This is a genomic window from Palaeococcus sp. (in: euryarchaeotes) (assembly GCF_053987695.1).
The window spans coordinates 1-13,429 of record NZ_JBMXHE010000044.1; the positions used below are offsets into that span (position 1 = coordinate 1).

A 13,429-nucleotide genomic window follows, 5' to 3' on the forward strand; every position below is an offset into this window, starting at 1 on the left:
TCAGTTACACGGTAGAAGAGAAGTTAGAGAATAATTCTTGGGTCAAACTTCCGAGAAAACCAAAGGGCAACCTTTCAGCGGGTATTGACTTGGGAGTGAACAATTTGATGGCTGTTTATGTTGAGAATGGAGAAAGCTTTCTCGTGAATGGTAGGCAGTTGAAGAGCATAACCTTCTACTGGCAAAGGCGGATTGCTGAGTACCAGTCTAAAATTAACAAGTCGGGCTGTAAAAAGAGCAGGAAATTAAAGAGGATGCACGAGAAGGCCAAACTTCAAGCTAAACACTACATTAACACGGCGATAAGACAGACAGTTAGAAAACTCCACGAGTTGGGCGTCTCCAAAATTATCGTTGGTTATCCTAAAGGTATTGCAAGGAATTCTGAAAGAGGGGCAAGGCAAAACTTCATTCTCTCTCACGTCTGGCGGTTTAATTATGTGATAAAACGTCTCACTGAGGTCGCTGAAGAGTACAGTATTGAAGTTTTGCTTGTGGATGAGGCTTTCACTTCTAAGCTTTGCCCTCTCTGTGGCCAACGCCATCCTAACGGGAGGATTTTTAGGGGTTTGTTTAAGTGCTGCAGAGAGGGCGTTGTCATGAACGCTGACCTGGTTGGAGCGTTTAACATTTTGCGCAAAGTTAGAACGATAACCCCGAGCCTTCCCGCTTTAGCGGGAGGTAGGGGTAACGGGGGGAAGGCCCTCCCCGAGGGGTTCGAAGAACCCTTTTCAAGGGTTGTTTTGATGAGAACCCCTCAAACCTCCCCGTCCGTAGCGAGGGGTTAAACCGGTGAAACCCTCACAAAGGGGAGGAGGTCAGACCTGCTCATTGGTAAGCAAATTCGAGAATGGAAAACTCATTGTAATGGGGAATCCGGATCATCCCATAACCAGAGGCTTTCTCTGCCCAAAAGGGGCTCTTCTGTCGAAATGGTTCTCAAGTGGGGAGAGGCTCAAAACACCTCTAATCCGAAGAGGGAAAGAAAATTTCAAAGAAACCACATGGGAGGAAGCCATTTCAATCGTGGCAGATAGGCTTGGAGACACGATTAATAAATACGGAAGTGAAAGTGTTCTGGTTTATCAATACGCTGGAGATAGGGGTATAATAAACTATTCCTTCCCCCTCCGTCTTTTTCACTATCTAAACACTTCCATGCTGGACTATGGGATCTGTGATAGGGCGGGGCAGGAAGCTCTTAAGGATACCTATGGAACCGCCGTGGGCATTGATCCCGAGGAGCTCAAAGAGCAGAAGCTAATCGTTTACTGGGGAATAAATTCCTTTTGGACAAACATTCATGGGTTCATGCTCGCCAGAGGAATCGAAAAATGGACTGTTGATGTTATAAAAACAGAAACTGCCAGGAGAAGTGATAAATTCTTCCAGATTAAGCCCCATACAGATGTCCTTTTTGCCTTGGGGGTTGCAAAGCTCATAATCGAAAATGACCTTTATGATAGAGGCTTTATCAAGGAGAACGCTTTCGGGTTTGAGGAATTCAAAGCCTATGTGTCAAGTATCAAACTGGACTCAGTGGCGAGAGAAACGGGAATTGAAAGGAATGCGATTGAGGAGTTTGCCTTTGAATACGCAGAAAAAAAGGGAATAATCCATATAGGTTACGGTATTCAGCGCTCACTGATGGGCGGGGAAGCTGTGAGAGCAATTTCTCTCCTGCCTGCCCTTGTGGGTCATAAATTCGGCTTTATATACGACATGAAAACCATTGACAAGAGCTATGCGGAGGGGGCATTCCTCAGGAAAGGTAAGATTAGGAGAATTCCACAGATGAAGCTCGCCGAAAGCATAGAGAGGGGAGATGTTAAGTTCCTCTACATTTACAATGCGAACCCTCTGGCTTCTCTTCCAAATCAAAACCGGCTCAGGAAAGCTCTCGAAGAAAACGATGTGTTCATTGTCGTCCATGACCTCTTTCTAACGGATACTGCTCTATTCGCAGACGTTGTTCTCCCGGCAAATACATTCTTCGAGCGTCTGGACATTGCGGATTCCTATTACCATCGATACGTGGCTTTAAATGAACCCGTCGGTCGATTGTACGGGAAGAGCAACTATGAGGTTATAAGGATGCTCGCGAGTGCCCTTGGAATTGAAAATCCATATCTGCATGAATCTGAGGAGGACATAATACGTAAAATCCTTGAAAAAAACGGCTTGAGCTTTGAAGAACTCAGGAGAAAGGGCTTTATCAAGATCCCTGAAAAGTCCCGCATGTATTCCACACCAAGTGGAAAAATCGAATTTTACTCTCAGAGGGCTGTTAAGAGGGGTTTACCACCTTTCCCTGAATATAACCCCATTAAGGGGAGGGGACTTCAGCTTTTAAGCCCAACACACAGGATGACCATAACGAGCCAGTATCACAATACACATGGAATAGTTGATCCGAACCTCTATATGAACCCTGAGGATGCTGTGGTTAGGGGTATTGAAGATGGTGAACTGGTGGAGGTTTATAATGAGATGGGAGCTGTTAAGACAAAAGTTAGACTTACGGACGATGTTCCTAAGGGAGTCGTTGTACTCTACAAAGCATTTTGGCCCAAAATCTTGGGCTGGAATGTCAATTTTCTCACGAATGATGAGGTAAACGGGGAATATGGAAACTCATCTGCATATCATTCCACATGGGTTGAGGTTAGAAGATACCGGTAAAGTATCAAAAAGCATAATCGTTTTATGCTCGAAACTACAATAAGCCCTAAGGTGAGTGGATGATTGACCCCTTTGGAAAAAGAGCTAGGGAAGTGCTGGATGAGTTTGAGAGCATGGATAATTTCCTGAGGATTATCCCAAGTTATATGTCAATAGATGCGGCTCTGGAGAGGGTTAAATGGATTAAGTAGGGGAGGATACCGGAGTATGTGATAAATCTGGATGATTTGAGGGATTTGATGGGCTTCTATGCTCTTCTGGGGGCACTGGCATTCTCCCCTTATGGGCTTGAAATGGAGCTTGTAAAAAAAGCTAATCTTGAAATTTACAGGAAAAAAATTTCCAAAGAGTTTGATGTAGAGGAGCTAGCGCTTCCTGTGGATAAAGTTGAGAGAGGGGAGATTCCCAGAGAGGATGAAGTCATACTCGAAAAGCTTCTTTATGAAGCCCTCCCGGAGGAAGAAAAGAGAAAATTTGCACTCAGGTATAAAATACACCTAAAAAACCTGCTCTCTCTTGGCTCAAAAGACCTGAATGAATACTATATCAGGCAGGGGTATGCATATCTAACGGAACACCAGCTCGAGGAACTCTGGGAAAGTGCATTTGAGCGAAACTTCGAGAGAGCAGTCAACATATTCTACGAGCTGAGAGAGGAGCTCCCGTCATACTACCTAGAGCTTTACAACAGGATAAGCGAGATTGCAAGGGAGCATTTTAAGGAGCGTTTGGAAAAAATGGGAAGCGCTTCGGCTCAGCCGCTCCGCTTTGACCTCTTCCCACCGTGCATCCGGCTTGCTTTGGCAGGAGTAGGAAGTGGATTAAGAAATTATGCAATAACCGTCCTCCTGACCTCCTTTTTAAGCTACGCACGCATATGCCCGAATTCTCAGGGAAAAAATGTGAGGGTTAAGGACTGCATAAAAGATTTGAGCGTTTTGGAGAAGGAAATTTTGCCCGTGATAATTGAAGCTGGAAACCGGTGCAAGCCTCCCCTCTTTGAGGATCAGCCTAACGAGATAAAGAATATATGGTATCACCTAGGATTCGGCTACACCTTAACCCCCACCTTGGAGGATAGCGGGAACTCGACATGGTATTTCCCCCCCAACTGCTCTAAAATTAAAGCAAATGCTCCAGAGCTCTGCAAGCCTGACAAGGACTGCCGCTATATCAAGAATCCCCTAACATATTACCTTAGAAAGCTCTATTTTGCAAGGAGGAGGGAGGGAAATGAGTGAGCCAAAACTCTTTAGAGAAGCCAGCAGAAGAGAGAGAATGCTCTATTATAAGAGAGAATGGAACGCATCAAAGCTCCCAAAGTTCATTCTCGATACCTTGGAAAACAGGGAATTTGGATTTGATCATAGCGGTGAAGGTCCAAGTGACAGAAAAAACGTTTTCCACGATATAAGGGATTTTGAGGATGCTGTTAAGGTTACAGCTCCTTATGCAATGTTCTCAAGCGTTGCTCTCTATGATGATCCAACAAGGATGGAGGGATGGCTTGGCGCAGAGCTGGTTTTTGATATAGATGCGAAGGATTTGCCTCTAAAGCGCTGCAGTCATGAGAGTGGAACAGTTTGCCCCATATGTCTCGAAGATGCCAAAGAACTTACTAGGGATACTCTTGTGGTTTTGAGAGAAGATTTTGGCTTTGAGAATATCCACGTCGTTTACTCAGGTAGGGGATATCATATCAGGGTTCTCGACGAATGGGCACTCGATCTTGATTCAAAGGCGAGGGAGAAAATTTTGAGTTATATCTCGGCGGCAAAGGAGATAAGATTTGAAGATATAAAGGACAGGAGAATCATGCTCTCATCGGGCTATCCGAGGGTTTTCCGCCTCCGCTTTGGCTATTTCATCATGAGAGCGAACTTCAATCATCTTGCAAATATTGGATTGAATAAAGTCCAGATAAACAGGATACTTGAAAACAGAGAGAGGATTTATGATGGATTCGTTAAAAGGGCAATCCTGACATCTTTTCCACAGGGCATCGGTTATAAGACACTTTTGAAGCTCTTCGCTCTCTCAACTACATTTTCGAAGGCGTATTTTGACGGGAAGGTAACGATAGATGTCAAGAGGATTCTCAGGGTTCCTTCATCCCTTCATTCGAAAGCGGGATTCATTACAACGTACATAGGTTCAAAGGAGGCGGATCTGGAGAGGTTCAATCCCTTTAAGGATGCAGTACCCAGATTCAGAAAGAGGGAAGTGGAACAGGCGTATAAAATATGGCGTGAGGAGAATGACTGATGAACTCTGGAAGGGCTAAAATAATCTCTTCAATGGTGATATGGGGGAGCGTTGGAATATTTGCCCGCTTTTCAAATCTCAATCGCTTTTCTGGGAAGCCTCATAATAGTGAGCCAGGAGAAAATGTCATTCTCAAATTAATTCTGCTGGCATCCTTAATGGATGTGATCCAGAGAAAAGGCTAATACTTCATCAAGGTCTGTAAGAAGCGTATTATGTCCTCAAACCTGAAATGTCCCGTTTCTATTCCATAAATTCTCTCAACGGGAACCTCTTTAACCCTTGCTCCTTTCTTGACAGCTTTTATGAGGATTTCTGTTTCCACTTCATACCTCTTGCTCTCTATCTCAGGCAAAAACTCCCTTTTAATAGCTCTAAATCCACTCTGAGTATCCTTGACATCCACCCCTACCTTCATTCTTATGAGAAATGTGCTTAAGAAATTGCTCACTTTCCTTATGAGTGGTCTCTTTCCCTGCGCTTTTATCATCCGTGAACCTATCACAAAGTCCGCTTCATCTTTAACAATTGGTTCTACAAGCTTGATAATTTCGTCCGGTTTATGCTGACCATCGGCATCCATAAAGATTATTATGTCCCCCATGGCTTCTTTAACTCCCTCCCTCATGGCGGCACCTTTTCCTTGGTTAGGCTCCAATCTGAGAGTCTTAACTCCAAATCTCTTTGCAACTTCGCTGGTATTATCCTCACTTCCATCATCGACCACGATTATCTCATCCACAAATTCAGGGATCTCGGAGAGAACGGTTCCTATTCTATTTGCCTCGTTGTATGCGGGTATCACAATGCTAATTTTAAATCCATCCAGCATTTCCCTTCAACTCCGCCAAGCATTTGGGACAGAAGTGCGGCTTTCTGAGATCCCAGTCATCAACGTTTTTTGGTGGGTGCATCACACAATTATTTTCACAGTGACTCAATCCATAGCTATGTCCTATCTCGTGGAGAATGCCCTTCGTAATCCTATCAAGGAATACCCTCTCATTAACACTCAAAAAGGGCATCATTGAGAGTACCATAATCCTCTTCTCGCCCTTTCTTTTCTGAATCCCGAGAAACCTCTCATAATAACCAAAATAATTGTTTCTATCCACCAGGGGGAAGCTCACTATCCCTATGATCTTGTTAAACCTGAGCTTATTCCTTTCCACGGGGCTTATTTCCTCATTCTGAGCTTTTTCTCTTGGTTCCCATAGTAAATCCTCCCTCTCTTCTAAAAGTCTGTGATAGAGGGTATCAACGACGACATTTAATGGATATGCCCTTACCTCACCTGTTTTTGTCTCTAGGGACATTCTATAAATAGGATCAATTGACGTTTTGCTTAGAAGAACAAGCCTGATGTCGTGGAGGTCATTTAAGTCCAGATACTCATTGACCTTCTCATAAACTTTCAGTATGAAGCCATCTTCAATGATTTTCTCATCCATCAGGTTCGTTATGAATGTTATACCTATGATATCCATGGATTGAGTCCACCGTTAGAGAATATCAGGCGCAGGTTATTAAATTTTTGGAGGTTGTTAATCCCTGATTTTGAAAAACATATATAAACACCTAAGGTTTTAAACCAAAGGTAAACAACTTTGGACAGGGATCTATGGAGGTGTCCTTATGTACAGGATCACAGACAAGAAAGATTTGAGCCCAATGGGCGATGGAAAGAGGGCGGCGAAAGCAATCCCCAGCTATATAGAAAGCAGGAAGAGCGCATGATTCTTTTTTCTTTATTCTAACAAAGATAAAGTAGAAGTTACAGCTCCCCATTGAGAGCCTTTTTCCCGAGTTCAAAGCCTTTATGAAGTGCCTTTAGATTGAGCTCCTCGGTTCCCTTAGGAACTGCATCAAGAACGGCTTTCTCGATCGATTCCTCTTTTATTATGCCCGAGACTTTGGTAAGGAACCCCAAAACAAGTATGTTCATTGTCAGACTTAGTCCTGTTGTGTTTTCGGCAATTTCCGTGAAGGGCAATGCATAAACTTTAAACCTCTCCTCAAGCTCTTTGTTCCTGTGAGGTACAAGCTCCTCCTCAATTAAAATAATGGCCCCATCGTCCCCAAAGGATAGATACTTATCATATGCTTCCTGTGAGAGGAGAATCAAGTATTTGGGGTTTAAAGCCTTTGGATAATCGACGGGCTCATCGCTTATTACCACTTCTGCTCTGCTGGCTCCTCCCCTTGATTCAGGGCCATATGCCTGTGTTTGAACGGCATATAACCCATCATAGACCGCCGCTGCTCTTCCGAGGATGACCCCTGCCAGTATGACTCCCTGTCCTCCAAAACCTCCGATAAGAACTTCTTTTCTCATTCTTCCCACCCCATCAACTTCTTGGCTCTCTCTTTATAGCGTTCATACTCTTCATCCAGGCTTGGTCTATCCCTGTCAACAAACTCTCCAATGATAACCTTACCTTCGAGCTCTTCGGGACTCATCTTCTTTGCCTTGCTTATGGGCACTGTAATCTTTTGATACCACCTGATTAGCTCAGGAGCCGTTTTCATTCTGTTCCTCCTTCCAAAGCTAACCGGACACGGTGAAAGGAATTCCACTAGGGAGAAGCCCTTCTTTTGGAGTGCCTTCTTTATGCTGTTCATTCCCTGCACGTAGTTGAAGACGCTCCACCTTGCCACATAATTTGCTCCAGCGGCAACTGCCAGCTGTGATATATCAAAAGGATTCTCAAAGTTTCCATAGGGCGCGGTTGTTCCCTTAAGACCCTTCAGGGCGGTGGGAGCTACTTGTCCTCCCGTCATTCCATAGGTGAAGTTATTGATTAGAATCACGGTCACATCGAGGTTTCTTCTGATAGCATGAATAAAGTGATTCCCTCCTATTGCTGACATATCCCCATCTCCAGCAAAAACAACCACTTTCAAATCCGGATTGGCCATTTTTATGCCCGTTGCAAAAGCCAAGGCTCTTCCATGGGTTGTGTGAAGTCCATCGAAGTTGACATATCCTGGAACTCTTGATGAACATCCTATGCCACTTACCCATACTACCTCATCCTGCTTCCAGCCGAGCTCCTCTATGGATCTGAGGGTGAACTGGAGAACACTCCCTATTCCGCATCCGGGGCAAAACATTGTGGGGAGCATATCCGTTCTCAGATATTTATCCCTAATCTTGTAGCTTGACTCAAGATACATCTCTCTCACCTCACTCTCTCTATAATGTCCTTCGGCGTATGCACTTCTCCTCCAATCTTCGGAATCAGCTCAACCTCTGCTTTTCCATTCGCTCCTTCCTTTACAAGGTGATACACCTGTCCGAGATTCATCTCCGCAACGTAAATCCTGTTTACCCGCTCTGCTATCCTCTCAATCATCTCGAAATCAAAGGGCCACACAACGTTGAGCTTTAGAAGACCCGCTTTTATCCCGTCCTTTCTAAGAATTTTAACTGCTCTAATAGCTGAGCGGGAGGCTATACCGTAGCTCACTATCGCGACATCTGCATCGTCTAGGTCGAAGGTTTCGTAGTCTATGATATCCTTCTTGTTCTTCTCGATCTTATCCACGATACGCCTTATCAGGCTCTCATGGATCTCAGCTTCAACTGTTTTTGGTTTGCCCCTCTCATCATGCGTTAATCCAGTTATGTAAGCCCTATATCCCCTGCCGAATACGGGCATTGGAGGAACACCATCTCCATCCCAGTCCCTGAAGGGATACTTTCCCTGCTCCTTGCTCTTTGGGATTTTTCTATAGATCCTTTCTATCTCATCGGGATCGGGTATGTTAACGCGCTCACGCATGTGCCCCACTTCACCATCCGTTAGGAGGACCACGGGAGTTCTATACTTCTCCGCCAGATTAAATGCTCTTATGGTCATGTCAAAAGCTTCTTGCACTGTCGCGGGCGTTAGGACTATTATGCTATGATCTCCGTGAGTTCCCCATATAGCTTGCATAACATCTCCCTGGGCTGCAAGGGTTGGCTGTCCTGTTGAGGGTCCGCCTCTTTGAACATCCACTACAACCATAGGCGTCTCCGTCATCACAGCATAACCCAAGTTCTCCATCATAAGACTGAATCCCGGACCCGAAGTTGCAGTCATTGCCTTCGCTCCCGTCCATGAGGCACCTATCACGGCGGCAATGCTCCCCAATTCATCTTCCATCTGGATTGATACACCATCCACGAGGGGCATGTAAAGTGCCATCGCCTCAAATATCTCGCTCGCTGGTGTAATTGGATAGCCCGCATAAAAGCGACATCCTGCCAGAATAGCCGCTCTCGCTATTGCTTCATCACCCTGAATGAAATCACTCCTCCCAACAGAAAATGGATATCTCATTTGGCTCCCTCCTCATACCCTATTCTGAATGCCTTGAGGTTTATCTCCTCAGTTCCCCTTGGAACCCTTCTTCTAATTGCCTCCTCAACGCTTTCCTTCTTAACTATACCCGTCTTCGCGACCAAATATCCTAGAGCCACCATATTTACGGTCAAAGCCAGACCCACCTTTTCTTCAGCCAGCCTCGTGAAAGGGGCACCTATAAACTCTCTATCGCTCTTTACAAGATCCGTGTCTATTATCAGTGTTCCTCCTTCTCTCAGGCTATCTATTGCACCGTTATATCCTATCTGGGACATTGCCATCAAGACATCAGCCTTTGTAACCATAACATCATATAGAGGTTCTCTTGATATTATTACATCGGCGACCGAATGCCCTCCTCTGCTCTGGGAACCATAATCCTGAGTTTGAAGAACATTTAATCCCTCTATGGCGGCTGCTTCCCCCAATATAACACCCGCGAGTATGACTCCCTGTCCTCCAAAACCCGCTATCCTTATCTGTGTCATGTTTCTCCCCCCGAAACTTCTTCAATGAGTTTATTAAGCTCCTCTACCAGCTCGGCTCTCTCGCGCTTGATGAATTCTCCTATTATGAACTTGCCCTCGAGCTCCTCGGGACTCATCTTCTTTGCCTTGCTCACGGGGACGCTGTTCTTTAAAAACCATTTGAGCATTTCTCCGGGAGTCTTCATCCTGTTCCTCCTTCCAAATTGCACAGGACATTGGGATATTACTTCCACGAGGGCAAAACCCTTCGTGTTCATAGCTTTTTTAATGGAGTCTATAAGCTGGAAAACATGAGCCGTTGTCCACCTAGCCACATAGGAAGCTCCTGCGGCAGCTATGACTTCACTAATTTGGAGTGGATGCTCAACATTCCTGTAGGGTGTCGTCGTTGTGAAGGCCCCAAAGGGCGTGGTGGGAGCCACCTGGCCGCCGGTCATACCGTAGATGAAATTATTCACGAGAATTACCGTGATATCTATGTTCCTTCTGGCAGCATGGAGGAGGTGGTTTCCTCCAATCCCGGCTAGGTCTCCATCTCCGCTTATAACAACCACTTTTTTATCGGGAAGTCCCACTTTTACACCGGTTGCGTAGGCTATTGCCCTTCCATGCGTTGTGTGCAATGTATCCGCTAGGAAGTGAGGAGAAGCGATCCATGCCGAGCACCCAATTCCGCTCACCAGAACCAAATCCTTGGGGTCAATCCCAAGCTGATCCACAGCATTTGCAAAGGCATTTAGCACGGTTCCTCCTCCACATCCGGGACACAGAGGGGAGGGAAGTGCCTCCTTCCTCAGGTAATTAATCATGTCATATTTACTTTGAATCGGTTTCTCCATACCCATATCCATCACCTTAATAAACCCTCTCACCCACATCACATCAAGCGATGATGACTATCTAATCCGCCGAACGATGACGAGAACGCTCGGCTGAGCTTGCTGCTTTTATTTCTCTAAACACCTCTTCCACGGTTAATGGAACTCCACCTATTTTGTTTACACCTTTAACAAAGACATCGTCATTAACATGCCTCTGCACTTCTAAGATAACCTGTCCAAGGTTCATCTCCGGAACCAGAATTGTGTTAACCCTCTTTCCAAGTTCCCTCATCCTTCTCTCGGGGAAGGGATGAACAGTTTTTGGAACAAAAAGACCCGCTTTTATTCCTTCTTTCCTTGCCTTGAGGACTGCGCCGAGTGAAGGTCTGGAGCTCACACCCCAGCTGACCACCAAGATCTCCGCGTCATCCGTGTAGTGCTCCTCCCATTTTAAAATCTCGTCTTTATGCTCCTCAATCTTCCTGTGAAGTCTTCTAACCAGACGGTCATGAACTTCGGGTGTATAAACATCCCTCATTCCGCTTTCTTTGTGTGTTGAACCGGTTACGTGGGTGAAGTACCCCTTTCCAAAGAGAGGCATCGGTGGGATTAAATCGCCGTGAACATCCCCAAAGGGGAATCGCGCCTCCTCTTCATTTTTCGGGAGCTTCCTGTAGAGAATTTCAACTTCCTCTGGATCGGGAATTCTTATCTGCTCCCTTGTGTGTCCTATAACTCCATCCGCTAGAAGAACAACGGGAATTCTAAGCTTTTCGCTCAAGTTAAATGCTCTAATAGTCTCCCAGAAACTATCCTCCACACTCAAAGGCGAAATCGCTATTATTGGATGATCCCCATGGGTTCCCCATCTAGCCTGGAAAAAGTCGCCCTGTGCTCCTTTGGTAGCCTGTCCTGTTGAGGGTCCGCTTCGTTGAACGTCAACAAGAACTAAAGGTGTCTCCGTCATAATGCCTAAACCCAGATTTTCCTGCATTAGGCTGAATCCCGGTCCGCTTGTGGCGGTCATGCTCTTTAGTCCTGTCCAAGAGGCTCCCACAACAGCTGCAATGCTTCCAATCTCATCCTCCATCTGTATGTAATAACCCTTAACCTTTGGAAGCTCCCTAGCCATGGTTTCGGCTATTTCACTTGCTGGAGTTATTGGGTAGCCTGCGTAAAAACGGCACCCCGCAAAAAGAGCCCCAAAAGCTATTGCCTCATCACCCTGCATAAAATAATTACCCTTTGGATAATGCTTCCTCAGGAGCCTAATCTGCTCCTCTTCATTGCCCTTGATTATCATGAACCTCACCACTTAACCGCTATTGCAAAATCAGGGCACAACAGCTCGCAGAGCTTGCACTTAACGCACTTATCCGCATGAACTGCAATTGGATAGTGCACACCCTTTTCGCTAAGCTCCTCGCTCCACTCAAAAACCTTCCTGGGACACAGCTCCAGGCAGATTCCACATCCCTTGCACAGGAATGTATCCACGCTTATCTCAACCGCATCCGTTTTTCCGATAACGAGATAGTTCTCCTTTTTAACTTCGACATCTGCCATAATCATCACCTGCAATCTGCTAAATTCTTTTACGTATGTAAAACATTTAAAGCTTTCGCCCACCAAAGGTGCATTACTACCAAGTTCCGCCATCTGGATGCTACTGTCCGGAAAAGCGTCATAATTTGCTCTTTTTTGAGAATTTTAGAAACTCAATGCACGTTTTTGGAGATTTTGTGTAGAGGTGAAGTTTACAAACATAAAGAAAAGTGGAAAAATGAGAGAAAAATTTGGCTCACCACATTGAAAGCTGCCAGTCCAGAAGCCCATTTTTAACGATATACTTCCACTCCTCGAGACACTCATGTTCAACTTTCTCGAGATTCTCAATTTTTTGGGTGTTCGAAAAACTTCTTATAGCTCCTGCAACTTCCCTATCGCATCTGCCACAGTTGTGGGGCCCTCTTTTTGAACCAGCACCAACGGGATCACTTAGAAATCTCTTGTTGGGATATGTCTCCTTTGCCCATTTCAAGACCTCCACGGCGCTCCAGAGCCAGGGTGTCCTGTATTCTCCTCTATCCCAGAGATGCTCATAGGTGGTGTGTTTTTGGATATCTGTGAGATTTATGGAGAACGTGTCTGTATATGGCTCGGCTTTCCTTATACTTTCCTTTGCATCTTTTATGGCATCCCTCTCACTTAGAAATGCTGGTTTGAGAAGAATATATGTTTTGACCTTTGCACCGGCTTCCCTTATAATTTTGCTTGCTCTTACAAAGTCCTCAAAGGTATTTCCCTTATTTATGCTGACATCGGCAACATCATTGTTGGCTGTCTCCAATCCCAGGGCAACTTCAAAATGTTTATCTTTTACAATATCAGCGAGCTCTTTAACTGCATCGTATCTAACGAGCTCTGATCTTGTTTCCACAACTATCTCTTTAACATTCTCATAAGAGCTTAAAATCTCAAACATCTCTCTTCTTGTCTCCGGTTTTAACTCACCATTGTCAAAGAAGCTCCCGGATGTGAAAATTCTAACGGCAACCCTTTCTTTCCCCTCGATTTTTTTCAATGCTTCTCTAAGATAATCTACAAGAGCTTCCTGACTCCATGGCTCCTTTGGAGCAGCTAAGGGATAGGAGCACATGTAGCAGGGCTTACCTATCCTAAAGCGATAACAGCCTATTGTGGGAAGTATAACGAATAAGGCGATCCCTTTCTCTCCAGCAACGTTATCCTCATTGATCCAATAGGTCATTCCCTCACCTAATGGGAGTATTTTAGAGGGTTTTTAAAAGTTGCCGACACC

At 45.1% G+C, this 13,429-nt stretch carries 16 protein-coding genes; 6 read left to right on the plus strand and 10 right to left on the minus strand.

Translation table 11 applies throughout. The features are described 5' to 3' along the window. The 6 genes from ACXJGZ_RS03090 to ACXJGZ_RS03115 form a co-directional block, all read left to right on the plus strand. On the plus strand, nt 1-788 hold a 788-nt coding region (locus ACXJGZ_RS03090; RefSeq protein ID WP_456398283.1), incomplete at its 5' end, for an RNA-guided endonuclease InsQ/TnpB family protein. 79 nt (nt 789-867) lie between these two features. Then, nucleotides 868-2,682 carry a molybdopterin-dependent oxidoreductase gene (locus ACXJGZ_RS03095; protein ID WP_456398298.1) on the plus strand — a complete coding sequence of 605 codons (1,815 nt, stop codon included), beginning with the start codon at nt 868-870 and terminating at the stop codon, nt 2,680-2,682. 59 nt (nt 2,683-2,741) lie between these two features. Beyond that, nucleotides 2,742-2,873, plus strand: coding sequence for a hypothetical protein (locus tag ACXJGZ_RS03100; RefSeq protein ID WP_456398284.1), 132 nt, complete (start codon nt 2,742-2,744; stop codon nt 2,871-2,873). 18 nt (nt 2,874-2,891) lie between these two features. Further along, nucleotides 2,892-3,923 carry a DNA primase large subunit PriL gene (gene priL, locus ACXJGZ_RS03105; RefSeq protein ID WP_456398285.1) on the plus strand — a complete coding sequence of 344 codons (1,032 nt, stop codon included), beginning with the start codon at nt 2,892-2,894 and terminating at the stop codon, nt 3,921-3,923. Then, on the plus strand, nt 3,916-4,947 hold the full coding sequence (priS, locus tag ACXJGZ_RS03110; protein WP_456321017.1) for a DNA primase catalytic subunit PriS: 1,032 nt from the start codon (nt 3,916-3,918) through the stop codon (nt 4,945-4,947). Before priL ends, priS begins: the two co-directional genes overlap by 8 nt. Beyond that, on the plus strand, nt 4,947-5,132 hold the full coding sequence (locus ACXJGZ_RS03115) for a hypothetical protein (protein WP_456321018.1): 186 nt from the start codon (nt 4,947-4,949) through the stop codon (nt 5,130-5,132). The genes priS and ACXJGZ_RS03115 overlap by 1 nt, the downstream gene beginning before the upstream one ends. Here ACXJGZ_RS03115 and ACXJGZ_RS03120 read toward each other — a convergent pair. The 10 genes from ACXJGZ_RS03120 to ACXJGZ_RS03165 form a co-directional block, all read right to left on the minus strand. Further along, on the minus strand, nt 5,129-5,779 hold the full coding sequence (locus tag ACXJGZ_RS03120; protein ID WP_456398286.1) for a glycosyltransferase family 2 protein: 651 nt from the start codon (nt 5,777-5,779) through the stop codon (nt 5,129-5,131). The genes ACXJGZ_RS03115 and ACXJGZ_RS03120 overlap by 4 nt on opposite strands. Next, nucleotides 5,763-6,434 carry a zinc metalloprotease gene (locus ACXJGZ_RS03125; protein ID WP_456326944.1) on the minus strand — a complete coding sequence of 224 codons (672 nt, stop codon included), beginning with the start codon at nt 6,432-6,434 and terminating at the stop codon, nt 5,763-5,765. The genes ACXJGZ_RS03120 and ACXJGZ_RS03125 overlap by 17 nt, the downstream gene beginning before the upstream one ends. Before the next feature lie 287 nt (nt 6,435-6,721). Continuing rightward, entirely contained in the window at nt 6,722-7,282 is a 561-nt protein-coding gene (locus ACXJGZ_RS03130; RefSeq protein ID WP_293252577.1) for a 2-oxoacid:ferredoxin oxidoreductase subunit gamma, read from the minus strand. After that, on the minus strand, nt 7,279-8,124 hold the full coding sequence (locus ACXJGZ_RS03135) for a 2-oxoacid:ferredoxin oxidoreductase subunit beta (protein ID WP_456321021.1): 846 nt from the start codon (nt 8,122-8,124) through the stop codon (nt 7,279-7,281). Before ACXJGZ_RS03135 ends, ACXJGZ_RS03130 begins: the two co-directional genes overlap by 4 nt. Nucleotides 8,125-8,129: 5 nt before the next feature. Then, nucleotides 8,130-9,275, minus strand: coding sequence for a 2-oxoacid:acceptor oxidoreductase subunit alpha (locus tag ACXJGZ_RS03140; RefSeq protein WP_456321022.1), 1,146 nt, complete (start codon nt 9,273-9,275; stop codon nt 8,130-8,132). Further along, nucleotides 9,272-9,787, minus strand: a complete 516-nt coding sequence (locus ACXJGZ_RS03145) for a 2-oxoacid:ferredoxin oxidoreductase subunit gamma (protein WP_293252568.1) — start codon at nt 9,785-9,787, stop codon at nt 9,272-9,274. Before ACXJGZ_RS03145 ends, ACXJGZ_RS03140 begins: the two co-directional genes overlap by 4 nt. Next, entirely contained in the window at nt 9,784-10,626 is an 843-nt protein-coding gene (locus tag ACXJGZ_RS03150; protein ID WP_456398299.1) for a 2-oxoacid:ferredoxin oxidoreductase subunit beta, read from the minus strand. Before ACXJGZ_RS03150 ends, ACXJGZ_RS03145 begins: the two co-directional genes overlap by 4 nt. 61 nt (nt 10,627-10,687) lie before the next feature. Further along, a complete protein-coding gene (locus tag ACXJGZ_RS03155) occupies nt 10,688-11,911 on the minus strand; it encodes a 2-oxoacid:acceptor oxidoreductase subunit alpha (protein ID WP_456398287.1) in 1,224 nt (407 codons plus the stop codon). Between the two features lie 5 nt (nt 11,912-11,916). Next, nucleotides 11,917-12,174 (minus strand): 2-oxoglutarate ferredoxin oxidoreductase subunit delta, encoded by a 258-nt coding sequence (locus ACXJGZ_RS03160; protein WP_293252559.1) that lies wholly within the window; start codon nt 12,172-12,174, stop codon nt 11,917-11,919. Nucleotides 12,175-12,409: 235 nt separating this feature from the next. Beyond that, the gene (locus ACXJGZ_RS03165; RefSeq protein ID WP_456321023.1) at nt 12,410-13,378 is read right to left on the minus strand and encodes an archaeosine biosynthesis radical SAM protein RaSEA; all 969 of its coding nucleotides are present in this window, start codon (nt 13,376-13,378) and stop codon (nt 12,410-12,412) included. Nucleotides 13,379-13,429 lie beyond the last annotated feature (51 nt).